Genomic DNA, 24,181 nt, shown 5'->3' on the forward strand with positions numbered 1-24,181 from the left:
CCGCTGGGCCCGGGTTGGGTGGTCGTCAATTCAGGCGCACCGTCGGCAGCGTGATGCTGTGGTCGCTCAGCACCACCGCCACCTGTGCCTGGCCCCGTTGTGCGTGGTGCACGTCGACGGTGAACGCGCCGCTGCCGGTCGCGAGACCGTCGAAGCGGAAGTCCCCGAACGCATCGGTGCGCGTCGTGGCCACGGCGCGCCCGCCCTGCGCGAGGCTGACCTCGGCGTCTTCCACGCATTCGACGCGACCATCGACCGTGGCGACGACGCTGCCGCCGATGAACAGGCAGTCGATGCGGTGCAGATTGCGGTAGTGCACGCGTGGCCGCGTGCCGAGTTCCGGCTGCAGCACGCGCAGGCCTTCGCGCTGCGACCGCTCGGCCATGGCGGCGTCAGTGGCGCGCACGGCCTGCAGCGCGCGCGTCGGGCACGCGGTGGCGGCGCGCGGGGCGGCCCAGCCCTGATCCAGCAGATGGGCGTCGAAGAACCAGGTCTGCGGCAACTGCTGCTCCTCGTTCCACACCACGGCGCCATAGGGACAGGCGTCGACCAGGTCGCGCCGGCCCTTGGCCTTGACGGGGTCGAAGATCACGATGCCGTCGTGGCGCTTGCGCACCGACCCGTCCGCGCCGGCCTTCAGGCAGGGGCCGTCGTCGCAGTGGTTGCACAGCCGCGGCAGGTAGGCAGCATCGCTGAGATGGCCGCTGCCGCGCACCCGGCGCTCGATGCGGATGACCGCCGGCCCGTGGGCCGCATGCGGCGCGCTGTAGCCGGGGAAGTCATTGCCGACGAACTCGTCCTTGGCCGACAGCACGCAGTTGTGGCAGTTGTGGCACTCGGCCACGTCGATGATGAGGTTCCACTTGTCCATGTGTCTGGCTTCAGGCGATCGTTTCGGCGACGGGATGGGCGGATGACACCGGCTGCCCCAGTTGTCCGGTCCATTTCTCGACCTGCACCATGCAGGCGTTGGGCGCCATGCTGTGCGTGCCCTGCATCGCTGTGCGTGAGGGCACCAGCACGTTCAGGCTGCCGCCAATGTCGACCACACCCTGGTCGGACTGCACCGGCGTATAGCGGGCGCTGGACTCGAAGGACTTGACCACGCCCGGTGCCACCAGGGTGGACACGTCGGCGGCGCAGATCACCGCGCCGCGCGCGTTGTGCACCTTCACCAGGTCGTGGTGGGCGATGCCGCGCGCGGCGGCGTCGGCCACGTTCAGCCGAACCAGCCAGAAGGGATGGCCGGCTATGCGCACGCGGTGGTCCTCAATGTCGTCGAGGAAGCCACCCTTGCCGTCCACGTGGGTGTGAAAGCTGTAGCGCGAGTGCGTGGCAATGAGCTGCAGCGGCCAGCTGCGCGCATGCTCGCTGCGCGGCCCCTCCCATGACGGCATATAGCGGTTGAGCACGGGACGCTCGGGGTTGTGCGCATCATGGCGCGCCAGCGTGGTGGGCATGAACTCCAGCTTGCCGCTGGGCGTCTGCAGGCCCTGGCCGAACTCGCCCGCCCATTGCGAGGGCAAGGGTTGCGCCTCGGCGATGTCCTTCATGCGCCCCTCGGCGAACCAGCGCAGCAGCACCGGCGAGCGCATCGGCTCCTGCTCGGCCGACACCACGTGGTAGCCCTTGCGGCAGAACTCGGCCCAGGAGATGTGCTGCGCCACGTCGGAGGAGTCGAAAACGCGCTTGCACCAGTCCAGTTCGCTGCAGCCTTCGGTGAACATGGCGCCCAGCCCCAGGCGCTGCAGGATCAGGCTGAAGATCTCGTAGTCTGACTTGGATTCGCCCAGCGGCTCGATGCACTTGTGCTGCAGCGCGACGACACGGTGGTTCACGTTGTTGAAGCCGTGCGGCAGGTAACCTCCGCCGTTGCACCATTCGCCGATGTCATAACGCTCGAACTGCGTGCACGCCGGCAGGATCACGTCGGCGAACTGGGCCTCGCCCTCCATCCAGATCGACTGGTTGACCACGAACTCGATACTCTCGTGGCGGTAGGCCGCCTCCATGCGCTTCGACTCGGTCAGGGTGCTGAACCACGAGCCGCCGTACTTGTAGATCATGTGGATGCGCGGATAGCCCGGCATCGGATATTCGAACGGCGTGAACTGGATCTCGGTGGCCAGGCCATCCCACAGGTAGCCGCTGGCGCGCCCTTCGATGATGGCCTCGGGGAACTTCTGCTTGGGCACCAACTGCCGCACCGGGTTGACGGTGATGACATGCGGCATCTTCTGGTAGTTGTTGACCGCATTGCCGTTCCAGTTCAGCTCCCCGGAGATGCCGCCGTCGGCGTAGCCAGGGAAGTAGAACTCCAGGTCCACCGGAGCCCCTGACTCCAGATTGCCGAAGTTGATGCCCGGCTTGCCCAGGCCGCGCATGGCCATGAGCATCACCATGCAGCGCGCCCATTGCGCCCCGGTGGCGCCGCGCCCTGCCCCGCCGAAGCCCCCGCCGGCGGCGCCGGCGGCCAGGTAGAGCTTCTTGCGCGCCATCAGCCGCGCGAGGGCGCGCACGTCCTTGGCCGGCACGCCGGTCTCCGCCTCCTGCCACTCGGGCGTCTTGGGCACGCCGTCGTCCACGCCCATCAGGTGGTCGCGCCAGGTCTCGAAGCCCGTGGTGCGCTGGGCCACGTAGTCCTTGTCGTAGAGACCCTCTGCAACCCAGACCTGCATGATGGCCTGGGCCAGCGCGGCATCGGTGCCGGGCTTGATCGGCACCCAGCGCCCGCCCAGCCAGGCGGCGGTCGGGTTGAGGTGCGGGTCGATGTGCACGAACTCGATGCCCAGCTCGCGCGCCCATTGGCGCCGCTCGGTGCCCTCGTGCGCGGAATAGGCACCGCGCGTCGACTCCGGGTCGCTGGACCAGAACACCATCAGCTCGGATTCCTGCAGGCAGTCTTCCACCGTGCCGTAGCTGCCGGCGATGCCCACGCGCTGCGCATGGCCCCAGTGGTGCATGGCCCCCCAGTACCAGCCTTCCCAGCTGTCGGGGTTGGCCGCCACACGCGTGAAGCCGACGAGGTTGCCAAAGCGCAGCAGCGCGCTGAGGTAGTAGCCCACGTTGCCCCACTGGTGGTGCGAACCGTGCGCCAGCGTCATCGCCCCGGCGCCGTGGACCTGCTTCTGCCGCACGATCTCCCTGGCGACGAGGTCCAGCGCCTCGTCCCACGTGATCGGCACATAGCCGCTCTTGCCGCGGTTGTGCGGGTTGCGCTCGCCGTTCGGGTCGAAGTCGACGCGCTTCATCGGCGTGAGGATGCGGTCGGGCGAGTACACCGCCGACTTCAGCGCCAGCGCGTGCGACGCCACGGTGGCCATGCGGCGCGGCGAGAAGCGCCGGCCGCGGGCCGTCACCGTCCAGCTGGCGCCGTCCCAGGCATCGAACTCGATCGGCACCAGGCGCACGATGCGCCCCGCCTTCACGTGCACGAACAGCGGTCCGCCGTTGGTCATCGTCGTGTAGCGGGTGCAGCCGTCCGGCAGCGGCGTGCCCATCTTCAAGGCCGACGTCTGCGACAGGTTCATCAGCTGCATGAACCAGGTGGCCAGCGGGTCGGGCCCCATCACCATGACCTTGAAGTTCTTGGCCGCATGCACCACTTCGCCCATGTCGGCCGCCGGCTTCAGCATGGCCAGTGCGGTGCGCAGGTCCTTGAACACCATGCGCACTACCGGGTTCGGATGCGCACCGGCCACACTGCGGACCTTGCCGCCAGCGATGAAGTAGTGCCGCACGACGCTGCCGTCCTTCAGGCCGATCTGGACCACCGCGTCGTGGCGCGAAAGGAAGGCGCGGAAGGCGGGTCGCCGCGCTGCGCGATTGAGCATCGGCCCGAGCGCGAACAGGATGGTGCGAAGGACTGCGCGTTGCATCGCTCAGGCCTGCGGAGGTTCGGCTCGCACCGGGTTCTCGATGTGACCCAGGCCCTCGATGGCGACCTTCACCACATCGCCCACCTGCAGGAACTTGCCGAGCGCGATGCCCACGTTCGCGCAAGTGCCGGTGGCGATCAGGTCGCCCGGCTCCAGCGTCATCACCTGGCTCAGCTCGTGGATCTGTTGCCAGATGTCGTAGATCATGCCGCCGGTGCTGGCCTGTTGCCGCAGCTCGCCGTTGACCCACAGCTGCATCTGCAGCGCATGCGGGTCGGCGATCTCGTCGTCGGTGGTGATCCAAGGGCCGATAGGCCCGTGGCTGTCAAAGCTCTTTCCGAGCGTGAAGGTCGGGCTCTTGAACTGCCAGTCGCGCGCCGTGACGTCGTTGCAGACGAAATAGCCGCCGACCACGCTGCGCGCCTGCTCGACGCTGACGTAGCGGCAGCGCTTGCCGATCACCACGCCCATCTCGGCCTCGTAGTCCATCTTCTCGGACACGCGCGGCTTGTAGATCGGGTCGAACGGCCCGGTGATGCAGCTCACCTGCTTGTTGAACCACAACTGGTGCTTGGGCACCGGCACGCCGGCGCGCGCGGCTTCCTCGGCGTGGTCGTGGTAATTCATGCCGATGGCCAGGTACTTCTGCGCATCGGGAATCGGTGCTTCGAGCTTCACCTGTGCCAGCGGCGTGCCGCGCGGCGCGGCCTCCAGCGCCTGCGCGATGCGCGCGCGGCCCGCGACGCCCGCAGCCAGCAACCCGCGGATGGTCCGCGGGGCGGTGGGATCGAGCGTGGCGATCTCGACCACGTGGTCGTCGACGACGGCACCGACGGTGGTTCGGCCGTTATGGGTGTAGCGGGCAAGTTTCATGAGGCAGTGATCTCGTTCGAAGGGGAGCCTGAATCAGGCGAAGAACTCGGGGTTGAGGGGCGGTGCCCACTGCTGCAGTTCGTCGGGCTTGATGGGGGCATGGCCGACCGGCGTGCTGTCGTTGACGAGGTCGCCATCCGTCCAGTGCTCGATCTTGTGACCGAAGGGGTCGCGCCAGTAGTCGAAGATCTGGCTGCCCTGGACGTGGCGGCCCACGCCCCACGAATGCCGGTGGCCACGCTGCTTCAGCCACTCTCCGCCCTGCATCACGTCGTCGAGGTCGAGCACCTCGAAGGCGCTGTGGTCGAAGCGGCTGACGCCGTCCTGGGCGCCGATCAGCGCCAATGTGTGGTGGTCGGTCCACTGATCGCCCAGGCCGCAGTGCATGAAGGCCGCAATGGTGTTGGTCTCGGTGCCCGCCCAATAGGTGTCCGACGGCTCGAACCCGAGCACCTCGCGGTAGAAGGCCAGCGTCTTCGGGAAATCGGCCACCAGCAGCGCGACGTGCCCGAGCCGCATCACCGATGACGGTTCCGGCTTGAGCCGGATCGGCTGGCCCAGGCGTCGGCGGCCGGTGGCGCCGTTGAACGCCAGCGGCCCGCGCACCGGCAGCGGCGTGTGCGTGGCCTGGCCGTGGATCACATCGACGACGAAGCCGGCCGGATCGGTGAAGCGCACGCGTTGGCCGCCGCCGGGCTCGGGATTGGCTTCCATGGGCCGGCCGGCGCGCGCCGCCACGTCGGCAAGCGCCTCGGCGCTGCGTGCCAGCAGGCCGAACCCCACCGTGGCGTTTTCGGGACCGAGCTCCGCGATGTGCACGTGATGCATCGCCCCGGCCGCGCGTGAGTACAGCGCGTGCGGCGTGCGGATGACGGCGTGAAGACCGAAGTCGGCCAGGAAGGATTGCATCCGGTCCAGGTCGGTGACCTGGTAGCGGACGAAGGCGATGTCTTGGATGGGACTCATGGCAGATCCTCGATTCAGCGGTGGACACGGCCATCGGCCGCGAGATGGCTTGCGGCAGCGCGACCGGCCTGCCGGGAAGGCGTCAGCAGGAAACAGGCGAGCGCAGGCAGCAGCACCAGGGCGCCCAACATGTTCCACAGGAACATGAAGGCGAGCAGCACGCCCATGTCGGCCTGGAACTTGATCGGGCTCGCGACCCAGGTGATGACGCCGGCGGCCAGCGTCACGCCGGTCAGCATCACGACCTTGCCGGTGAACAGCAACGCCCGGTGGTAGCTCTGCGCAAGGCTGCGACCCTGGCGCAGTTCTGCCAGCACGATGGACAGGATGTAGAGCGCATAGTCGACGCCGATGCCCACACCCAGCGCGATCACCGGCAGGGTCGCGACCTTGACGCCCATGCCCAGCGCCACCATCAGCGCCTCAGCGAGAAATGAGGTGACGACCAGCGGCAGCACGGCCACGAGAACGGCCCGCCACGAGCGGAACGTCACGAAGGACAGCAACACCACGGCGCCGTAGACCAACCAGAGCATCGTGCGCCAGGCGTCGTGGACGACGATGTTGGTCGCGGCTTCGATGCCCGCCGAACCGGCGGCCAGCAGGAACTGCGCGTCCGGCCCATCGTGCCGGGTTGCGAAGGCCTGCACGTGCTCGACGACGCGCGCCAGCGTCGAGGCCTTGTGGTCGCGCAGGTAGACATAGAGCGTCAGCAGGCTGCAGGCGTCGTTGTACAGGCCGCGGGGCGCATTGGCCGTCACGGTGTTGACCATGTCCTGGCTGGGCAGCATCTCGTACCACTTCGCGCTGCCGTCGTTCAGACCGGTGGCGACCCGGCGGTTCAGCAGCGCCAGCGTGTTCGTGCTCTCCACGCCGTCGAGCTGCCGCAGCTCCCATTCCAGCTCATCCACCTGCTGCACGGTGGACAGCTTGGCGCACTGGCCGTCGGGCGTGCGCACCATCACCGCCAGCACGTCGCTGGACGCGCCGTAGCCGGCGTTCATGAAGGCGACGTCCCGGTTGTAGCGGCTGTCGGCCCGCAGTTCGGGCGCGCCGGGATCCAGGTCGCCAATGGCCAGCCGGGTGCTCGCCACGATGCCGCCGGCCAGCAGCAGTGCACCGACGACGACAGCCGCCGTGGCCCAGCGCGGCTGCGTGAAGCGGCCGAGGAAGGCCCACAGCGGATGACGCGCGTCGCCGCGCTCGTCCGCCAGCTCGTCGCGCAGGCTGCGTCGCGCGGCCGCCGGATCCACGCCGACGTAGCTGAGCAGGATCGGCAGCAGGATCAGGTTGGTGAAGATCAGCACGCCGACGCCGATGGAGGCGGCGATGGCCAGTTCGCGGATCGCCTGGATGTCGATCACCAGCAGCACCGCGAAGCCGACCGCGTCTGCCAGCAGGGCCGTCAAGCCGGCCAGGAACAGGCGGCGGAATGTGTAGCGCGCGGCGACCAGCCGGGGCAGTCCGCGGCCGATGTCCTGCATGATGCCGTTCATCTTCTGCGCGCCATGGCTCATGCCAATGGCGAACACGAGGAAGGGCACCAGCATCGAGTACGGGTCGAGCGCGTAGCCGAGCGTGGGCAGCAGGCCGAGCTGCCACACCACTGCGACCAGCGACGCGGCCACGACCAGCAGGGTCGATCGGGCGCAGCGGGTATAGGCGTAGACCATGGCCGCGGCAATCGCCACTGCGAGGGCGAAGAAGCCCAGCACCGCCCGCACACCCTCGATCAGGTCACCCACCAGCTTGGCGAAGCCTGTGATGTGGATCGCGACGCCCTGGGCCTCGTATTTGGTGCGCAGCGTCTCCAGTTGCCGGGCGAAGTCCGTGAGGCTCACCGGCTTGCCCTCGGCATCGCGCGACAGCAGCGGGACGAAGACGATGGAGGACCTCGCGTCGAGCGCGACGAGCTGGCCGATCTCGCCCGAACGGGCGATGTTGTTGGCCAGACGCTGGAGATCATCGGGGCGGCCCTGCCAGCCGTCCGGGATGACCGGACCGCCTTCGAGTCCTTCCTCGGTGACGCCCGACCAGCGCGTGTTGGGCGTCCACAGGCTCTTGAGGCCCGTGCGGTCGACGCCGGGCATCAGGAACACCTCGTCGTTGAGCCGGCGCAGCGTGTCCTGGTACCTGGCGTCGTAGATGGTGCCGGTGGGATTGGTCACCGCGATGCGCACGGCGTTGCCCAGGCCCTTCAACTCGTTCTGGTGAGCCACGAAGTTCACGATGAACGGGTGCGAGCCGGGGATGGTCTTCTCGAAGCTCGCCGACAGCTGCAGCCGGGTCGCCTGCCAGCCGAGCAGCAGGGTGGCGAGCAAGCACAGCGCGACCACCAGGGCGCGGTGATTGAAGAGAGCGCGTTCGACGAACGAACCCGAGCGCGGATCGAAGCGCGCTGAATCGACGCGGCCGGGCGCGGAGGCGGTCGTGGTGGCGCTCATGCGTGGTTGCCCAGTCGTGTGGCGCCGCCAAAGCCGAGCGCGAGCCGCCCCCCGGCGGGCAGTGCCAGCGCTTGAGAAAGCGGCGGCAGAGCCGGCCCGGGCAGCGCCGTGAGCGAGCTGCCTGCGCGCCAGACGAACACTTGTCCCGCCTGGTTGGCCAATAGCACTCCCCCTTCGGGCAGCGCGCCGGCGCTGACCAGGCTGGCCGGTGGCGCGCCCTCGAGCCGAGTCCAGCGCTGCCCGTCGTCGATCGAGCGCCAGGCGTGGCCACGCAGGCCGGCGATCACCCACTCGCCGTCGCGCGTGGCACACGCCGCCAGCCAAGTGCCGTTGTAGGGCGAGGCGATGCGCGAGAAACGGCGCCCGTCGTCGGTGGAGCGCAGCAGCAGTCCCTGTTCGCCGGCGAGCAGCCAGGTGGATCCGCGCACGGCGATGGCGTACAGGTGCTGGCCCTTCGGGTTGTCCAGCCGGTCCAGTGCCGCCGTCCAGCTGGCGCCGCCGTCGAGCGTCTCGAAGAAAAGGCCGTAGGCGCCGACCACGGCCACACGGCGGGCATCGACGACGTGCAGGTCCAGCAAGGGCTTGTCCGGACCGTCCTTGACCAGTTGCCCGGCCTCCTTGGCCAGCAGGGCACCGCGCGGGTCATCGGCCAGCGTCGTGGCGGCGTGTGCCGCTACCTGAGCCAGTCGTGCGCCGTCGGCCTGCAGCACCCAATGCTCGCCGCCGTCGCGCGTCGCCAGGATGACGCCCCCGTGACCCACCGCCCAGCCGTGGGCGGCGTCCGCAAACCGAACTGCGGTGAGCGTGACGCTGACCGGCACGCTGCGCGCCTGCCGCCAGCGGCCGGCGCCATCGTCGGACAACGCGACCACGCCACGCTCGCCAACGGCGACCACGCGTTCGCCAGCCAGCGCGCCGGCCAGCAGCACGGCCCGTTCGGGCCGGACCACGCTGCGCGCGGCACGCGCGATGGCGCCGAAACGGCCCGCCTCCGCGGCCTGCGCCGGCACCAGCGCGGCTGCCCCGAGCGCCAGCACGCCACGGCGCGTCGGCCCAAGCACTTTCGAATACATGTGCTGCACGGATCGGGTGACGCTCAACGCACGCCTTCGCCGGCCATGGCGTCGGGTGTGAAGACCACGTCCTTGTACGGAGGCATCGGCTTGTACGGTGTGCGGCGCTCGTTGAGCAGGCCGTTGATGTACGAGGCGCCGGAAGTCAGGTCGTAGACCCCCCAGGTGACGATGGCCGTGGCCGGCACGTCGCTCATGACGGTGGGCAGACCGAAGGGCACGCGGGCCACCTGTCCGTTGGCGTCGTAGCGCTCGGCGAGCACGGCCTGCCACGAGTCCTCGTCGATGTAGTAGCGGCTCCTGGGCGAGGTGTGGCGCTGACCCGGCTTGAGCGTCGCCTCGACCACCCAGACGCGATGCAGCTCCCAGCGCACATGGTCGGGACTCAGGAAGCGCGATCCCAGCACGTCGGCGTCCTTGGCCGGGGTGTGGGTGCGGTTGCTGTTGTAGGGGATGAAGACTTCCTTCTTGCCCACCAGCTTCCAGTCGAAGCGGTCCAGCCGCGTGGCGAACACTTCGACTTCGTCGAAGCTCGTGATGCCGGCGGAGAAGGGTGTCGGTGTGTCGCAGCAGGCGTTGGGCAGCTTGCGCACGCGCCGCTGGCCGGTGAGGTACACCCACGATGAAGTCTTGCTCTCGTCGAGGTTGAGTCGTCCGGTGATGGCCTCGCCCGCGCGGATGGCGGGGCCGCGCGTCAGCGAGCGGACCATCCAGTATTCACCGGCGAATTTTTCGGCCGACGCATCCTTCGCGTAGTAGGGCATGGTGGTGTCGTTGGCACTGTCGCCGGCCAGCACCCAGCGCCCATCGGCGGACAGCTGGTAGCCGCGGAACTCCCAGTGCCAGGCCGTGCCGCGCCAGGCGAGCTTGTGGTTCCACATCACCTCGGCGCCGCTCTTGGGTAGTGGAAACGGCACGCCGCCGATGGCGCCCTTGGGCTGGGGGCCGGCCTCGCCGTCGATCAGGCTCGCCGAGATCGCGTTCCTGGCCGTCGCGTCGTAGACGGCCTGCGGCGCGATGGCCGTGCGATGGGTCTTGTAGACGTCGATGCGGAAGTCGGGGTACTTCTGCATCATGGCCTTGGTGCCATCGGTCAGGCGCGCCGCGTGCTGCGCCATCGATTTGGCGTCGATCGAGAACAGCGGCTTCTCGTCGGTGAAGGGATCCTGTCGGCGGCCGTCTGAGGTGATACCTGACTTCGCAGTCGCGGCGCCGGTCCATGCGGGAATCGTGCCGTCCTTGTTGCCGGCGCGCTCGGCGCCCATCGGCGTAAGCGTGCTCTTCAGCTGGGCAGCTTCTTCGGCAGTAACACCGGCCATTGCCGGCGCGGCCATCAGTGCGACCACCAGTGCAGCGGCCATGGGATGCAGGTTCATCGGGATCATGGTTCGGCTCCGGGTCAGAAGGAATAGCGCAGCGAGGCGGCAACAAAGTCACGGTCGCGCAGCGCCTGCTTCCACGTGAAGGCGTTGGTGGCGGCGTCGTTGAAATTGGCGCCGTCACCGAAGAAGTGCGTGAAACCGAGGCTGAAGCGCAGGCTGTCGCGCCAGCTGCCGTTGATGCCGATCGTGAAGTCGCCGCCGCCATCGGCCACCCACATGTTCGGATTGGTCATGGCCAAGGGCCTCGAGCCCTTCGGGGCCCAACCCAACCCGATGGGCACACCCAGATCGATGCCCGGCAGCACGCCGCGGTACATGGGTTCCAGCACGAGGCGCAACGCCGTGCCGTCGCGCGTGCCGTTCGGGTCGAGCGCGGCGGCGTTCTTCGTCACCTTGAGCACACGGTTCCATGCGACTTCGGCCACCAGCGTCGCCTCGCGCCACAGCGGCGTCTTCGGCAGCGTGGCGAGCGTCGACAGGTTGACATGCGCGGTGCGGCCGACGGCATACCCCGGGTTGTCCGTGTTGTTCGTCGCCGGCACCGGCGTGAAGCTGCTGGTGTCGGCTCCCTGGGTGCTCGCCAGGTCCTGGTTGTGGCGAAGCGATGCCTCGACGGCCACGTTGAAGTCGCCGAAGGTGCGGCTGGCGCTCGCGCCAAGTGCCGTGATGCCCTGGTGGTAGGCGAGGTAGTAGGCCCCCGGCACGGCGGTTGGCACCGGCACGGCAGGCGGGGTCAGCAACACGATGCGCGGCACGAGCTGCGCGGTCTTGTTATGAAAGCGGATGGCGTAGAAGCCGAAGTCGGTTTCCTCGCCGCGCAGGCGCAGCTGCAGGCCACCTTGGCCCGAGTTCCTGGGGCGCTGATCGGCCTCACGGGGCGCGGCGGATGCCGGGCCGGTGAGGATGCGCTCAGCACCTTCGATCGCCAAGTCGGCACTCGAAAAGTAGCTGCCGACCGCCGGCACGCGGTTGGCGGCCCATGAGGTCTGGACATACGCGCCCAGGCTGACGCGATCATTGACCTGTAGCTGCGCCGAGACCATCGGCACCGGCCGGATCGCCTCCTTGAACTGCGTGCCCGGCACCGAAACCAGCTTTACCGCATCGACCGGCATCTGACCGCCCGCGATGCCGTTGGCACCGAAGAACAGGCTCTCGCCCCACAGCAGCGAGTGGCGGCCGGCCCGCACGCTGGCGTTCATGTCACCGATTTCGAAGCGGCCGAACACGAAGACATCGAGCACCTCGGCCTTGCGCCCATGCAGCTTGCGGGTGGCGTCGGTGAACTCGTTGGCCGGCACCGAGACTTGGTTCGGGAACGCCCCGCCGGGGAATCCGGGGTTGTCGTTGGCGGTGTTGTAGGCGCTGTCGTACCAGGCGGCGGCACTGAGGCGTGCACCCCATTGCTTGCGCCACACCACGTCGGTCTCGGTGAGCCAGTCGAGCCGCTTGGAGATCAGCCCTTTGTCAAAGTTGCGATCGCCGTCGTCGTTGTTCGGATTCGTCAGCAGCACAGGGTCGGCGTGCTTGAGTCGTGCGGCGGCGCTGAGCTTCACGGTGTTGTCCCAACGCAGCGCGACGTCGGGATTTCCGACGTCGATTTCGCCGGCATGCGCCTGCGGCGCGCCAAGCAACACGGCGCACGCGGCGGCAACCGTTGTGGTCCTCTTCTTCATTGGGCTGTCTCCATGCGATCTTGTTTCGACGGTGCTGAGGAAAATCGACGAATCGATTGCGGCGCATGCTAGGTATCGGATCGTCGACAAACCACGGTGGAATCGACTGGTCCAAATGAACGATGTGCGCGGCGGGCAGATCCGGCCAAATCGCGGCCTTGCTTGTCGATCACCCCATGGAACTTCAGCCGATTGCCGCGTCTGCGCGCAGCCTCACTTCAATCGCCTTCGAGCGGCTTCGGTCCGACATCCTCGGCGGCGAGTTGCTGCCCCGTGAACGGCTGCCCATCCAGGCGCTGAGCGAGCGCTATCAGGTCGGCGCCACAGCGATCCGCGAGGCGCTGTCGCGTCTGGTGCCCGAAGGGCTGGTCGCCTGTGCAGACCAGCGTGGCTTCAGCGTGACATCGGTCTCTCGAGCCGACTTGCTCGACCTGACCGAAACCCGCGTGCGCATCGAGCAGATGGCCCTGCAGCTGGCCATCGAACACGGCGACATCGAGTGGGAGTCGCGCCTGCTGAGCGCCTTCCACAGGCTGTCGCGCGCACCGGCACCGACCTCGCCCGAACTGGCCACCCAATGGTCGACGGTACACCGTGCCTTCCACGAGACGCTCGTCGGTGGATGCTCGTCGCCGTGGACCCTGCGGCTGTGCACGCTGCTGTATGACAAGTCGGAGCGCTACCGCAACCTCGCCAAGCAGACGACACGCGAACGCGGGCGCGACGTGGCCGCCGAGCACCAAAGCCTGATGGACGCTGCGATGTCGCGCAACGCGGGCCTCGCATGCCAACTGCTCCGTGCCCACTTCAACGAGACGACCGAGATCATTCTGGCCGGAGGCCTCGTCGGGGACGAGTAGCCCGCGCCGTCCTGCACCCATGGAGACAACAATGCGAACGACAACGAAGAGCGGCATCGGCCGGCTCGTGCTGATGACCAGCCACTGCGCCGGCATGGTGGACATGGTGGCGCTGCCGCTTTGGGTGGGGACCTTGGTCGCCACCTATTTGCTCGACCCTCAGCAGGCAGGCGGCCTGGTGACGCTGTTCCTGCTCGGTGCCGTCATGGCGAGCTTGCTTTTGGCGCCGCGGTTCAATCGGATCGACGGGCGCCTGGCCGCCACGGTCGGATTCGCCGTTGCTTCGGCGTGCTTCTTTGCATCGGCAACATTGCGACGCTTCGAGCTGCTCGCGTTGCTGCATGCGGTCGGTGGGGTCGCCGCCGGCGCCGGGCTGTCTTTCACGCACGGCACCATCGGTCGCAGCGCGAATCCACATCGCCTGTTCGGCATGGCCGGCATGGCACTCGGCGTCTTCGCGGTGCTGCTGCTCGGCGCCGCGCCCCAGCTGATGGTGCGCTTCGGTGGGGCGGCGCTCTTCTACGCATTGGGGGTGGCGATGGCGATTGCAGCGCTGCTTGCGGCCTGGCGCTTCCCGGTGGCCGATGCCGAGACGCAGGCGTCACGATCGTTTCGTGAATCGGGAGCGAAGCTGCCGTCGCGCGTGTGGTTCGGCATTGCCGGCATCGGGGCCATGGCACTCGTGCAGGCGATGGTGTATAGCTTCCTTGAGCGCATGGGCTCGGACCGAGGATTCGGCACCGCCACGCTGACTGCGCTGCTGGTCGCCATCGGCTTTGTGAACATGTTTCCAAGTGGCCTGGCAGCTTTCTTGGAGCGTCGACTCAATGCAACGATCGTGCTCTGCGCCGGGCCCGCGATTCAGGGCGTTCTGGCGCTCATGATCGCCCTCAGCCACGCAGTGGCGCCGTTCGCCGTCGCTGCTTCGGTGTTCGTAGCAGTGATGTTGTTCACCCACACTTTCGCCTTTGGCACGCTTGCCCGGATGGACGTCACGGGCCGAGTGGTTGCCGCCACGCCAGCGATGGTGATGATCGGCTCGGCCATCGGCCCGGTGCTTGGTGGCACGTTGGCGAAGCTGTCAGGCTACGAGGCGCTTGGTCTTGCAGGCGCCGCGTTCGACGTCCTGGCCCTGGTCTGTTTCTGGTGCCTGACGCGCGTGCCGCGCTCTGGTGACCTGGAACTTGCCCCTAACGAGACTCCCGGTGTGAGCAGTTCCTAGACATCGGCGAACCTCACACGTCGTTGCGCAGCTCTTTCTGGCAGACGTTCCTCAGCGTACCGACATTCCCAATCTCGACTTCCACGACATCGCCATTGCTCAACCAGCTCGGGGGTTGACGCTTTGCACCGACGCCACCTGGCGTGCCCGAAACAATGACGTCACCAGGATACAGCGTCATGAAGGTCGAGCAGTACTCGATCAATTTGGGGATGAAAAAAAGCATCTGCGAAGTTGTGGCAGCCTGTCTTACTTCGCCATTCACTCGGGTCTCCAGCGTCAGCACCCGATCATCCGGCAATTCATCCAGCGTGATTAGCGCCGGCCCAAAGGCGCCCGTTCTCGGAAAATTCTTGCCCGGCCCGAACTGATGTGTGTGGTATTGCCAGTCGCGCACCGTTCCTTCGTTGAAACAAGACACGCCGGCCACATGGTTCCACGCATGCGATTCCGGAATGCGCCGCCCCTCTTTGCCGATGATGACTGCGAGTTCGCCCTCATAGTCGAACTGGTCTGACTCCTGCGGGATCAGCAGAGCAGCGCCGTGCGCCTGCAAGGACTCGGCCACGCGCATGAATATCGTTGGGTGGTCGACCTTCGGCCTCTTGGTCTCGACACGATGGTCTTCGTAGTTGAGGCCCACGCAAAGTATGTTTCGCGGATTGGGTATCACGGGCTCCAACCGAACATCCGCCAGTGCAAAGTCAGGCGCCTCGTCGCAGTATTTCGCCGCCTGCTCGAGCAAGTCGTTGGCCAACAGAGTTTTCAGGTCCTGTGCACGGACGCCCAGGCGGCGCGGCAAGTCGATGACTCCGTCCCTCACCCAAAGACCGCATGAGGCAATCCCGTTGCGGGAATACGAAATGAGTTTCATATTTCTAAGTTCCTTAACTCTTGATCAATGGCCGCAATGACTTAACTTCGCATGATGGCTGAACCCCAGAGATTGAGGGTGCGGGGTTCATGGCACCAACGTCCGGCCTCGCGGTTTTCCGGGCACTTTTCAAGGTCGCAGGAAATCTCTGCCAGATTGCCATCAGGGTCGCGCACCATGAAAAACGTATCGTTCCCAGGACCATGGCGACCAATACCCCAAGCCAGCTCATGGCGCGCCTTGCTCATGTGGTCCGCCCAATCTCGTAGGCTGTTCCAGTCCAAGGTTTCGCAAGAGAAATGATCAAAACAGGTAGCGGGCGCCCGAAACACAGCCAGAGCGTGGTGCTCAACATCGGTTCTGAGAAATACCGCGCTCACATCCCCTTTGTCGTCATAAACCCAATCCGACGGAACAAATCCCAGCTTCTGGATGTAGAAGTTCGCCAAGTCCGCGGGCTGGGCAGACCGAACGGCGTAATGCTGCAGCCGTGCGGGAAGTCGCTGGCACACATCGAGAGGATGGGGCCTAACTCCGCAACGAAATCGCAAAAGGCAGCCAGTGGGGTCCGTCAGTACAACGCAATCACCCCGCTTATCGCTGCTCCGCACGAATTCGACGCCTCGGCGTACCAGATCCGCCGTGAATCGAATGAAGTCATCCGCTCCGACAAACTGCCAGTGCGCCTCCAGCAATTGGTTCGGCCGCCCTGCTTTCAACCAGATCGACCTTTGGCTGGCCTCGCAGCGGTGCACATTGCCGACACGACTGATCTCGTAGCCAAAAGCGTCCCTGTAAAAGGCGGACATGCACTCTGCCTGACCGGTGGCCAGAACGAGACGTTCCAGCGTGGCGCCTATCGTCAACATCTATGGGCCCCTGAAGCAGTCAGATTCCGCCGTCGATCACCAGATTGACGCCGGTGATGAAGTCGGCACTGGGACTCGCCAGGAAAGTCGCTGCCGCAGCGATATCCATGGGGCGACCTACGCGCGGCACGCTCTGACGGAAGATGTCGACGGCGATCTGCCGCTCATGGGCTTGCCACCCTCCGTCCATCTTCAGTTCCGCGGCAATGCTGACCAGCTCGTTGTCGGATCCAGGCGTGTGGATGATCCCGGCGCTGATCGCATTGGCCGTCACGCCGGTGCCTGCGAGGCTGCGCGAGAGGCTGCGCGACAAGTTGATCTCGGCAGCCTTGGCCGCCTGGTAGTCGGGGAAATGGGGCGGCTGATGCAAGGCCACCGCACTGGCGATCTGGATCACGCGGCCCCAGCTGCGCTCGGTCATCGCCGGCACCAGCCTGCGAATCAACGTGGCGGTGCCCACAACGTTCTGCTTGTAGGTCTCGATCCAGGTGTGCTCGTCGGTATGGAACCAACCGTCGCGCGTCCAGGGTCCGTGACGTCCCCCGGCGTTGTTGACGAGGATGTCCACGCCGCCCAGGTCCAGCACCTGTTGGGCCACGGCGTCGGCTTGGCCGGGCAACTTCAGGTCGCCCAGCACTTCGTCGGCCTTGCCGCCCTGCGCGCGGATGGCGGCGGCCGTGCGAGCGGTGCGCACGGCATCCCGGCCGTGCACGATGACATGGGCGCCAGCGCTGGCCAACGACATCGCGATGCATTCGCCAATGCCCGAGCTGCTACCGGTGACTAGGGCGCGACGTTGAGAAAGATCGAGGTTCATGAAGGTAATGAAGCAAGAAGCCGAAGGGACAGGCTCAGGCCGCGATCGCGGCGGCCTTCTGGTGGGCTTTGTCGACGCCGGGAACGGCCGCCATGCCGGACGAGAAGGGAGGCAGGCCCATGAGCTGCCGGCCGCTGATCTCGGCCGCCGGGTCCAGACGCGTCGAACCGTGGGTGAGCGCGACGCGCACGTCGCGGGCAAAGCGCTGGATCGGATTCTTCAGGCTCACCGTCGCAGAGCCGACCGCGATCTGGATCATGTCGATCGCCGCGCCACAGACGTTGCCGGCATGCACGAGGTCCATCATGATCTCGGCCTCCTCGGCCGCGCCGAACGCTTCGCCCGCGGCGGCCTTGCGATCGATGTAGTCGGCGCGCGAAAAGATCAGCGCCTGCGCCGCATTGATCATGGCGCGGGTCTTGCCGGCGACGACCTGCACGGACGGCGTTGCAGCCACGGTGTCGTAGGGCAGGTTGAACGGCTTTCGGTTGCGGGATTGCTCGACGAAGCAATCGAACGCGCCTTGCGCCATGCCCAACGTGATGGCCATCGTGTCCATCGCGACGATGAGCATCAGCCCGCGCCCGTCGACCAGGGCATAGCCCGGGCCTTTGAATCGCTTGTGCAAACCATCCAGGCGCTTCGGGAATTCGGCCAGAGCCGCCACCCGGTGCTCGGGCACGAACACCTCGTCAACCGTCCGAATGCTGTTGCTCGACGAGCCGCTCAGCCCCATCACCTGCCAGTCGTCGACGATCTCGTACTGGCCCTTCTCCAGCAACACCATCAGCCGCTCGACCTGGCCGTCCGCCGACTCGACCTCGGCCCCGACGACGAGGAAGGCCGCATGCTTGCTGCCGCTGCCGAACCCCCACTGATTGCCCTTGGCAACGACGTAGCCGCCTTCGACGCGCCAGGCTCGCTGGATCTTGTCGGAGAACAGCGACGCACTGGCCACCACCGGGCCGGGCCACTCGAGGGCGCGCCCGTAGACCTCGGCCACCGCCTGGTCCGGGAACGTCAGCATCACGCGGGCGAAGCCACTGGCGATCATCGTGGTCCAGCCGGCCGAGCCATCGCCGCGCGCAACAGTGCTGACGATCTCCGCCAGGTCGCGGGCGCCAAGCGCCTCGCCTCCGAACTCTTGAGGCACGGAGATGCGAAAAAGACCGGTCGCGTGCAATGCCTGCAACGTCTCGGGCGGCAGGCAGCCCAGTCGCTCACCCTCCAGGGCGTTCTTGCGGATCAACGGCACCAACTCGGCCACGGCATCGCGGATGCGCCGTCCTGCCGGGGTGCTGTAAGGAGACTCGTGAATGGAGGTTTGAGAAGCTGTGGACATTGATGTTCCTGAAGTTGAGGAGCGTGACGCTGTAGAACGAGGGGGCCCGTCACCACGCCAGCGCGACGCCCAGCGGCAAGATTTCCCGGATCTCGTCGATCTGACGGATGTGCCCATCGACCACCTTGAAGGCGGCCATCATGTAAAAGGAGCCGTTGTCCGGCCGGGGGCTGTTGGGCACCGGATGAAAGTCCACCGTGACCAGGCTGATGGCCACGCCACGACCCACGTCGAGCACCGGATAGCTTCGTCCCCGCGCCAGCGGTCGCGCGCCACGCGTGGCGTTCACGCAGCTGGCCACGGTGTGCACGGCTGCATCCGGCGACAGCAGCGTTGAAAGGTTGTTGGTGATCTTCTTGCCGTTGTCGTAGCGGTCGCAGCGGTAGTCGAAGCGCGCCATCGAACCATCGCTCTCCTGCAGCGCGCTCCAATAACTGTCGGCGGCGCGCTGTAGGCCAGCGCGATCCACACTCCGCGCCGGCGGCACCGGTGCGTCATACAGCACGTCAGGGCGCAGCAGTTGGTCCACGTCGGCGAAGTGGCCCTTCGGATCGGAGCCCACCACGGCCTCGGCTTCGCACACCTGGCCGTCTCCACAACCCAGGCGCAGGGCAAACGGGCGCCGCTGGCCCTCGATCACCACCACGCCCAGGCAGCACCACTGTCGCTGCACCGCATCGGCAAAGGCCTGAAGGCCCAGGAACGCCTGGGCACCCCGCCAAAGCCCCGCACCCACGGGCACCTCTTTGAGGTTCTCGGTGGCACGATGGTGGCGCGCCAATGGGACCGACTCGGGATCTCCCTGGCGCAAGGCCTGAAGGTACTGCTCACCCAGCCGGTGCAATGCCGGTTCGTCCATCATCCTGTCTCCTAACGTGGTGTTGTGTCGGCGCCGCCTGCGTGCCCAACGCTTATGGAGCCATGCTAGGAAACAGGCGCCGACTTAACTAGACGTCGCTTTGGCAGCAATGCCGAGGCTGTCGAGCACCTGTTGACCGAGAAGAGTCAGCTGGCGCTGAATCGATTCGCTCAGGCAGCGTCCTTCGGCATCGAATACAGGTTCGCCGCCGGTGTGGATCGGCACGCCGAACGGTGTGTTCCAACCTCGCAGCGCATGCACCACGTCTCTCAGCGCTCCGAGCGTGCCCACGCAGCCCTGCCAACCACCACCCGTCGTCAACGAGCCAACCGCGCGGCCGCTGAAATAGGCGCGCTCGTCGTCGCGCAGGTCTTCCGCGTAGTCCAGTGCGTTCTTCACCACGCCGGAGATGGAGCCGTGGTAGACCGGTGAGCCGATATACAGGCCATCGGCACGGCGTAGTTGCTCCACCAGGTAGCGTGCTGCCCCGGTCCGCTTGTCGGCGCCATAGGTGTAGAACGGCAGGTCCAAGGCTTGGCCGGTGATCAAACAGGTGTCGCAGCCGGCATCGGCCGCCTGGTCCAGCAGAAGCTGCAAGGCCTTCTGCGTTGACGATGAGCCGTGCAGGCTTCCGCCCAGGGCAACGACCAGAGGCCGCCGCCCTGCTCTTTCGAACAGGGGAATCATGAGAACCTCAGTACGTCAGAACGGGTAACGCGCAGGTTTGGTGCCCAGCGTCATCCATTGCCATTCGGTGAACTCGTCCCAGTTGGTGGTGCTGCCAAACCGCGAGCCGTTGCCCGACGCACCCATGCCGCCCATCGGAATGCCAGGCAGGTCGGAGATGGTCTGGTCGTTGATGTGCACCATGCCCGAGCGGATCGCGCGAGCGACGCGCAGGCCGCGATCGAGGGAAGCCGTATACACCGCACCGGACAGGCCGTAATCGGTGTCGTTGGCCAGTGCGATCGCATGCTCTTCGTCATCCGCGACGATCACCGGTGCGACCGGACCGAAGATCTCATGGTCGTAGGCCGGCATGCCGGGACGCACATTGGCCAGCACGGTGGGCCGGTAGTACGGACCTTCGAAGTTGCCACCGGCCAACAGAGACGCACCGGCCGACACCGTTTGCGTGACAAGTTCGTGCACGCGGGCGATCTGCTTGCGGTTGATGATCGGGCCGATCGCGACCTCTTGACGGAAGGGATCGCCAACGGGCAAACGGGCGGCACGTTGCGACAACGACTCGAGGTAGGCATCAACCACGCTGCGCACGACGATGTGGCGGCCCGAAGCCATGCAGATCTGGCCCTGGTGCAGGAACGAGCCCCACGCACCGGCGGAGGCTGCAGCATCGATGTCGGCGTCGTCGAGCACGATGAACGGGCTCTTGCCGCCCAGTTCCAGCGACACCTTCTTCAGATGCCGTCCCGCCAACTCACCGACTCGGCGACCCACGGCGGTAGAGCCGGTGAACGTGATCAGCCGCACGCCCGGTGCGGTGACCAGCGCCTCACCGACGTCCGCAGCGCCGTTGACCACTTGCAGCAAGCCTGCGGGCAGACCGGCCGCTTCGAAAACCCGGGCGAGCACGACGCCGCCGGTGATCGGTGTCTGCGGGTCGGGCTTCAGGATGACGGCATTGCCCAGTGCCAGAGCCGGCGCCACCGAGCGCATGCCCAGCAGCAGCGGGAAGTTCCACGGCGTGATGACGCCCACCACACCGAGAGGCACCCGGCGGGCCAGGCTCATGCGGTCCGGATCGTGCGAGGGCAGCACGTGGCCCTGCGGCTCGATGAGCAGCGCCGCCGAGTGGTACAGCTCGCCGATGGTGCCGGCCATCTCGGTCTGCGCCTTGCCAGGCAAACCACCGGTCTCGCGGATGATCCATTCCACCAAGGTGTCACGGTGTTCTTCCATCAACGCCGCCGCACGCCGCAGCAACGCCGCACGCTCGTCCGTGGAGGTCGCCGCCCATGCGCGCTGGGCCTGCTGTGCCACTGGCACGGCGGCCAGCACCGCAGCCGGACTGCTCGCGCCTACCGTGCCCAGCAACGTGCCGGTCGCGGGCTCCGCGACTTCTATGCGTCCGTTGCTGGCGTCATGCCAGGCACCGTCAAACGTCTTGTCCGTCCACGTCGAGGCCGCCAACAATCCCGAGGCGTCGAGCTTTGCGAACGTGGGGTTGAGCTGATCCATGGGATTTATCCTTTGCTTCGTGAGAAAAAATCGCACCAGCCGGAGCGGCGGGCTGCGAAGGAAACGCCGAACCGATCAGATCGCGACAACGTTTCATGACATCAAGCTTTTGAGACTGGAGGCGGGCAGCCTCGGCCCTCTCGCCATCGGCAATCGCGTCAAGCACCGCTTGGGTCGCGGCGACATACAGGTCGACCGCCCAATAGGGCAGCATGAGTTGCTCACCCATGTCCCAGGATAGGAAGGCCTTGACACCATCCAGGCAGGCGACAAGCAAGTCATTGCCTGCCAGGCAGCCCTGCAGGCGCTCGATGGGCTGCAGCGCCGAAACACTTTGTTGACCGCTGAGCAGGTGCTGCAGATGCTCCTCCACCACGCGCACCGCCGCGGCATCACCGCGCCGAACGGCCTTGCCCGCACCCAGCACGGCCACTTCGATGGAGAGCTGGCGGAAGGCCGATTCGACGTCGGCCTTTGGCACCCGCTGCGACACGAGGAAGATGCACAACAACCTGCTGATCGAGGCCGTGCCGGGCCGGCGCGTCACGAGGCCATGTCCGCGCCCAGGAAGCGTCACGGCGGTGCCGGCGTCTTCCATCATCCGGATGGCCTGGCGGATCACGCTGCGGTCGACTCCGAACCGTTCGCACAGGTCAAGCTCGTTGCCAATGGGCACTCCACGAGCCCAGTCCCGAGAATCAACGCTGTCCATCAACCCACGCATGACACTCAATGCGGGCATGCGCGGGTGACGCGCCAGATCATCCGGGGGAAGTGGCATGTCGACGGGACGGTCACCCTGTTGCCGCCTCAAGGCCTGCAGGTTGTGCCGCTCGACAGCGCGAAAGAGCCGTTCGGCCCGGCGAACCGCTTCGAGCGCACGTCCTTGCCGAAGGTCGGCAATCACCGCACGCAGCAATGGCTCAAACCAGGCGCTCGGCCGGCAGTTCATCACCGGAGGCAGCATGGGCCCGAGCAGCTCGGCAAATCGCGTCAACACGGTGTTGCCAGCGCAGGCCATCAGGCGTTGAGCAAAGCGTCGGAGCGCCGCGACCGCGCTCTCTCCGGGCGCCACATCCAGCACCGGCAGCGACATGTCACTGCACTCGGTCAGTTGGCGCATGGCAGCCACGTGCAGCGCACACCATGTGTCCAGCAGGTCTGACCAAGGCAACGCAGCGATATGCGAGAAGCCTTGCAGCATGCGGGTCACGTGCAGTGCCGTGGGTCCCCGCAGTTCCAGCCCGCCTTGGGCGCCTCGGCGCATGACGGCAGTCTCCCTGACCTCCAGGACTCGCACCGTCTCACGCATCACGTCGCGCCCGACACCGTAAAAGGCCGCCAATTCGGCTTCGGTGCCATAGAGCCGGCCGTGGGGCCAGCCCTCTCGAATGAAGCGTTCTTCAAGTTCATGCGCCACCGTCAACGGCAGCTTCGTGCGGACCGCTTCGTCCCCCACCACGCTGGCGTAGAGAACGGACAGGCCTTCGCGTTCTTCGTCGGTCGAGACTGGCGGACTGTGGGGGGTCTTGGACATGTGAGATTCCAATGACAAGGGAACCGATCAGGACAAGACTTTCGGCGCAACAAACGGCCCCTGGCCGGTACGCAGTGGGTCCAGAGCTTCAGCCTCGTGAACGACCTTGAACGCCTTTGGGCTCAGCGTGGCCATCAAACCTGCAGCCAGCACGGCGGCGGCGACCGCACCCATCATCGGAGCGTTGTAGGAACCCGAGGCATCGAAAGCCAAGCCGATCAGCCATGGTCCGCACCCGATCGCCGTCATGCTGCAAGCAAACGCCAATCCGAGGATCTCGGCCGACGCGCGCTGACCGAAAAACCGTGTGACGAGATAGGGCAGGAGCAACACCACCACGCTCATCGTCATGCCCATGAAGGCCGAGGCCGTCACCAGCATCGGCAGGCCGTCGGCCACCCCCATCAAGAGGAGTGCAGCAGCAGGCAAGAGGTACATGCCGGCCGTCGCCCACCGAGAGCGAAGGCGGTCGAGCATCGCGCCCACGACGAACGAACCCACCAGTCCTGCAACCGCCTGAGCCGACAGCAACAACGCCGACACGTCAATGCTGACTCCGCGGGTACGCTGCCAGGACACGAGGTGAGCCTGTGCCCCAATCAACGCACCGGCGACGAGGCATTCAGCTACGGTCAATGTCCAGAAGGTTCGCGAACGAAACGCTTGCCGCGCGGTCCAGCCAGCGCTGCCTGCCATGGGACCGCCTACGGCTTCTTGGGGCTGCGCAGCTGCCGGTCGCGTGCGAACCAACGCCAGCACGGCCGCCCCCGCGATCAACAACACGGCCAACGCAAGCAACCGGTAGGACTGGCGCCAGCCATATTCCTGTACGAGCCAGCGAACCAAGGGGGCGAAGCCGGCCTGCGCCAGCATCGGCGACATCGCGAGCACGAGACCCATCACGATGCCGCGCCGCCGGTCGAACCAGGAGGACACGACCTTGATGTGTGCCAGCGGGCCTCCCAGAGCAGCGCCCATGCCGATCAGCACACCCGCGCCTATGAACACCAGCCCCGGGGCTTCGATGGTGGAGAGCAGGAACAAGCCGAAGGCGAGGCTCAGCGTGCCGGCGAGCAACGGCCAGCGCACGTCGACCCGGTCGATGAAGCGGCCGGCGATGGGGTTGCAAATCGCTCCGGTCACCGAGGCCACCAGGACGATCTGCGGAAATACCGACAGCCCCCATCCCATCGAAGCGGAGACCGACTCGAGGAACACGGGGAACGACCCCATGAACACCGCCGACATCCCCAGCGCCATGCAAACGCCACTGCCCAGTGCGGCGAGCATGCGGGTCGAATTCCTCA

At 66.5% G+C, this 24,181-nt stretch carries 19 protein-coding genes; 2 read left to right on the top strand and 17 right to left on the bottom strand.

The genetic code is table 11. The features are described from left to right. Positions 1 to 25: 25 nt before the first annotated feature. The 8 genes from ASD35_RS18425 to ASD35_RS18460 are packed head-to-tail and all read right to left on the bottom strand — an operon-like array spanning position 26 to position 12,382. A complete protein-coding gene (locus ASD35_RS18425; protein WP_056876431.1) occupies positions 26 to 871 on the bottom strand; it encodes a 4Fe-4S dicluster domain-containing protein in 846 nt (281 codons plus the stop codon). A 10-nt stretch (positions 872 to 881) separates the two neighbouring features. After that, on the bottom strand, positions 882 to 3,878 hold the full coding sequence (locus tag ASD35_RS18430) for a molybdopterin-dependent oxidoreductase (RefSeq protein ID WP_056876432.1): 2,997 nt from the start codon (positions 3,876 to 3,878) through the stop codon (positions 882 to 884). 3 nt (positions 3,879 to 3,881) lie between these two features. Further along, positions 3,882 to 4,751, bottom strand: coding sequence for a fumarylacetoacetate hydrolase family protein (locus ASD35_RS18435; RefSeq protein WP_056876433.1), 870 nt, complete (start codon positions 4,749 to 4,751; stop codon positions 3,882 to 3,884). A gap of 33 nt (positions 4,752 to 4,784) precedes the next feature. After that, complete coding sequence (locus ASD35_RS18440) at positions 4,785 to 5,717, bottom strand: VOC family protein (protein WP_056877417.1); 933 nt, start codon at positions 5,715 to 5,717, stop codon at positions 4,785 to 4,787. Positions 5,718 to 5,731: 14 nt separating this feature from the next. Then, positions 5,732 to 8,161 carry an RND family transporter gene (locus tag ASD35_RS18445; protein ID WP_082580274.1) on the bottom strand — a complete coding sequence of 810 codons (2,430 nt, stop codon included), beginning with the start codon at positions 8,159 to 8,161 and terminating at the stop codon, positions 5,732 to 5,734. Next, a complete protein-coding gene (locus ASD35_RS18450; protein ID WP_235538392.1) occupies positions 8,158 to 9,261 on the bottom strand; it encodes a YCF48-related protein in 1,104 nt (367 codons plus the stop codon). The genes ASD35_RS18445 and ASD35_RS18450 overlap by 4 nt, the downstream gene beginning before the upstream one ends. After that, the gene (locus tag ASD35_RS18455; RefSeq protein WP_056876435.1) at positions 9,258 to 10,619 is read right to left on the bottom strand and encodes a DUF1329 domain-containing protein; all 1,362 of its coding nucleotides are present in this window, start codon (positions 10,617 to 10,619) and stop codon (positions 9,258 to 9,260) included. Before ASD35_RS18455 ends, ASD35_RS18450 begins: the two co-directional genes overlap by 4 nt. A gap of 14 nt (positions 10,620 to 10,633) precedes the next feature. Beyond that, complete coding sequence (locus ASD35_RS18460; RefSeq protein ID WP_235538393.1) at positions 10,634 to 12,382, bottom strand: DUF1302 domain-containing protein; 1,749 nt, start codon at positions 12,380 to 12,382, stop codon at positions 10,634 to 10,636. A gap of 68 nt (positions 12,383 to 12,450) precedes the next feature. On the opposite strand from ASD35_RS18460, the gene ASD35_RS18465 reads away from it, so the two are divergent. Next, on the top strand, positions 12,451 to 13,152 hold the full coding sequence (locus ASD35_RS18465) for a GntR family transcriptional regulator (RefSeq protein WP_235538394.1): 702 nt from the start codon (positions 12,451 to 12,453) through the stop codon (positions 13,150 to 13,152). A gap of 31 nt (positions 13,153 to 13,183) precedes the next feature. Then, positions 13,184 to 14,374 carry an MFS transporter gene (locus tag ASD35_RS18470; protein ID WP_056877418.1) on the top strand — a complete coding sequence of 397 codons (1,191 nt, stop codon included), beginning with the start codon at positions 13,184 to 13,186 and terminating at the stop codon, positions 14,372 to 14,374. 13 nt (positions 14,375 to 14,387) lie between these two features. Here ASD35_RS18470 and ASD35_RS18475 read toward each other — a convergent pair whose 3' ends face one another. The 9 genes from ASD35_RS18475 to ASD35_RS18510 form a co-directional block, all read right to left on the bottom strand. Continuing rightward, positions 14,388 to 15,248, bottom strand: a complete 861-nt coding sequence (locus ASD35_RS18475; RefSeq protein WP_056876438.1) for a fumarylacetoacetate hydrolase family protein — start codon at positions 15,246 to 15,248, stop codon at positions 14,388 to 14,390. Between the two features lie 41 nt (positions 15,249 to 15,289). Next, positions 15,290 to 16,117: a VOC family protein gene (locus ASD35_RS26755; protein ID WP_082580275.1), complete on the bottom strand. Its 828-nt coding sequence runs from the start codon at positions 16,115 to 16,117 to the stop codon at positions 15,290 to 15,292. Between the two features lie 19 nt (positions 16,118 to 16,136). Continuing rightward, positions 16,137 to 16,934: an SDR family NAD(P)-dependent oxidoreductase gene (locus ASD35_RS18480; protein ID WP_056876439.1), complete on the bottom strand. Its 798-nt coding sequence runs from the start codon at positions 16,932 to 16,934 to the stop codon at positions 16,137 to 16,139. A gap of 34 nt (positions 16,935 to 16,968) precedes the next feature. Continuing rightward, positions 16,969 to 18,276, bottom strand: a complete 1,308-nt coding sequence (locus ASD35_RS18485; RefSeq protein WP_056876440.1) for an acyl-CoA dehydrogenase family protein — start codon at positions 18,274 to 18,276, stop codon at positions 16,969 to 16,971. 49 nt (positions 18,277 to 18,325) lie between these two features. Further along, the gene (locus ASD35_RS18490; RefSeq protein ID WP_056876441.1) at positions 18,326 to 19,135 is read right to left on the bottom strand and encodes a hypothetical protein; all 810 of its coding nucleotides are present in this window, start codon (positions 19,133 to 19,135) and stop codon (positions 18,326 to 18,328) included. Positions 19,136 to 19,219: 84 nt separating this feature from the next. Further along, on the bottom strand, positions 19,220 to 19,822 hold the full coding sequence (locus tag ASD35_RS18495) for an NADPH-dependent FMN reductase (protein WP_056876442.1): 603 nt from the start codon (positions 19,820 to 19,822) through the stop codon (positions 19,220 to 19,222). A 15-nt stretch (positions 19,823 to 19,837) separates the two neighbouring features. Beyond that, positions 19,838 to 21,337: an aldehyde dehydrogenase family protein gene (locus ASD35_RS18500; protein WP_056876443.1), complete on the bottom strand. Its 1,500-nt coding sequence runs from the start codon at positions 21,335 to 21,337 to the stop codon at positions 19,838 to 19,840. Continuing rightward, positions 21,255 to 22,874, bottom strand: a complete 1,620-nt coding sequence (locus tag ASD35_RS18505) for a FadR/GntR family transcriptional regulator (RefSeq protein WP_056876444.1) — start codon at positions 22,872 to 22,874, stop codon at positions 21,255 to 21,257. The genes ASD35_RS18500 and ASD35_RS18505 overlap by 83 nt, the downstream gene beginning before the upstream one ends. Positions 22,875 to 22,901: 27 nt before the next feature. Next, entirely contained in the window at positions 22,902 to 24,164 is a 1,263-nt protein-coding gene (locus ASD35_RS18510) for an MFS transporter (RefSeq protein WP_056876445.1), read from the bottom strand. Positions 24,165 to 24,181: the final 17 nt, after the last annotated feature.

The sequence above is a fragment of the Pelomonas sp. Root1444 genome (assembly GCF_001426885.1).
Taxonomy (GTDB): domain Bacteria; phylum Pseudomonadota; class Gammaproteobacteria; order Burkholderiales; family Burkholderiaceae_C; genus Pelomonas.

What these genes read in the sequence shown, in the direction of transcription:
- ASD35_RS18425 (WP_056876431.1), bottom strand. Translation starts at nt 871, where the DNA reads ATGGACAAGTGGAACCTCATCATCGACGTGGCCGAGTGCCACAACTGC.
- ASD35_RS18430 (WP_056876432.1), bottom strand. Translation starts at nt 3,878, where the DNA reads ATGCAACGCGCAGTCCTTCGCACCATCCTGTTCGCGCTCGGGCCGATG.
- ASD35_RS18435 (WP_056876433.1), bottom strand. Translation starts at nt 4,751, where the DNA reads ATGAAACTTGCCCGCTACACCCATAACGGCCGAACCACCGTCGGTGCC.
- ASD35_RS18440 (WP_056877417.1), bottom strand. Translation starts at nt 5,717, where the DNA reads ATGAGTCCCATCCAAGACATCGCCTTCGTCCGCTACCAGGTCACCGAC.
- ASD35_RS18445 (WP_082580274.1), bottom strand. Translation starts at nt 8,161, where the DNA reads ATGAGCGCCACCACGACCGCCTCCGCGCCCGGCCGCGTCGATTCAGCG.
- ASD35_RS18455 (WP_056876435.1), bottom strand. Translation starts at nt 10,619, where the DNA reads ATGATCCCGATGAACCTGCATCCCATGGCCGCTGCACTGGTGGTCGCA.
- ASD35_RS18470 (WP_056877418.1), top strand. Translation starts at nt 13,184, where the DNA reads ATGCGAACGACAACGAAGAGCGGCATCGGCCGGCTCGTGCTGATGACC.
- ASD35_RS18475 (WP_056876438.1), bottom strand. Translation starts at nt 15,248, where the DNA reads ATGAAACTCATTTCGTATTCCCGCAACGGGATTGCCTCATGCGGTCTT.
- ASD35_RS26755 (WP_082580275.1), bottom strand. Translation starts at nt 16,117, where the DNA reads ATGTTGACGATAGGCGCCACGCTGGAACGTCTCGTTCTGGCCACCGGT.
- ASD35_RS18480 (WP_056876439.1), bottom strand. Translation starts at nt 16,934, where the DNA reads ATGAACCTCGATCTTTCTCAACGTCGCGCCCTAGTCACCGGTAGCAGC.
- ASD35_RS18485 (WP_056876440.1), bottom strand. Translation starts at nt 18,276, where the DNA reads ATGTCCACAGCTTCTCAAACCTCCATTCACGAGTCTCCTTACAGCACC.
- ASD35_RS18490 (WP_056876441.1), bottom strand. Translation starts at nt 19,135, where the DNA reads ATGGACGAACCGGCATTGCACCGGCTGGGTGAGCAGTACCTTCAGGCC.
- ASD35_RS18495 (WP_056876442.1), bottom strand. Translation starts at nt 19,822, where the DNA reads ATGATTCCCCTGTTCGAAAGAGCAGGGCGGCGGCCTCTGGTCGTTGCC.
- ASD35_RS18500 (WP_056876443.1), bottom strand. Translation starts at nt 21,337, where the DNA reads ATGGATCAGCTCAACCCCACGTTCGCAAAGCTCGACGCCTCGGGATTG.
- ASD35_RS18505 (WP_056876444.1), bottom strand. Translation starts at nt 22,874, where the DNA reads ATGTCCAAGACCCCCCACAGTCCGCCAGTCTCGACCGACGAAGAACGC.
- ASD35_RS18510 (WP_056876445.1), bottom strand. Translation starts at nt 24,164, where the DNA reads ATGCTCGCCGCACTGGGCAGTGGCGTTTGCATGGCGCTGGGGATGTCG.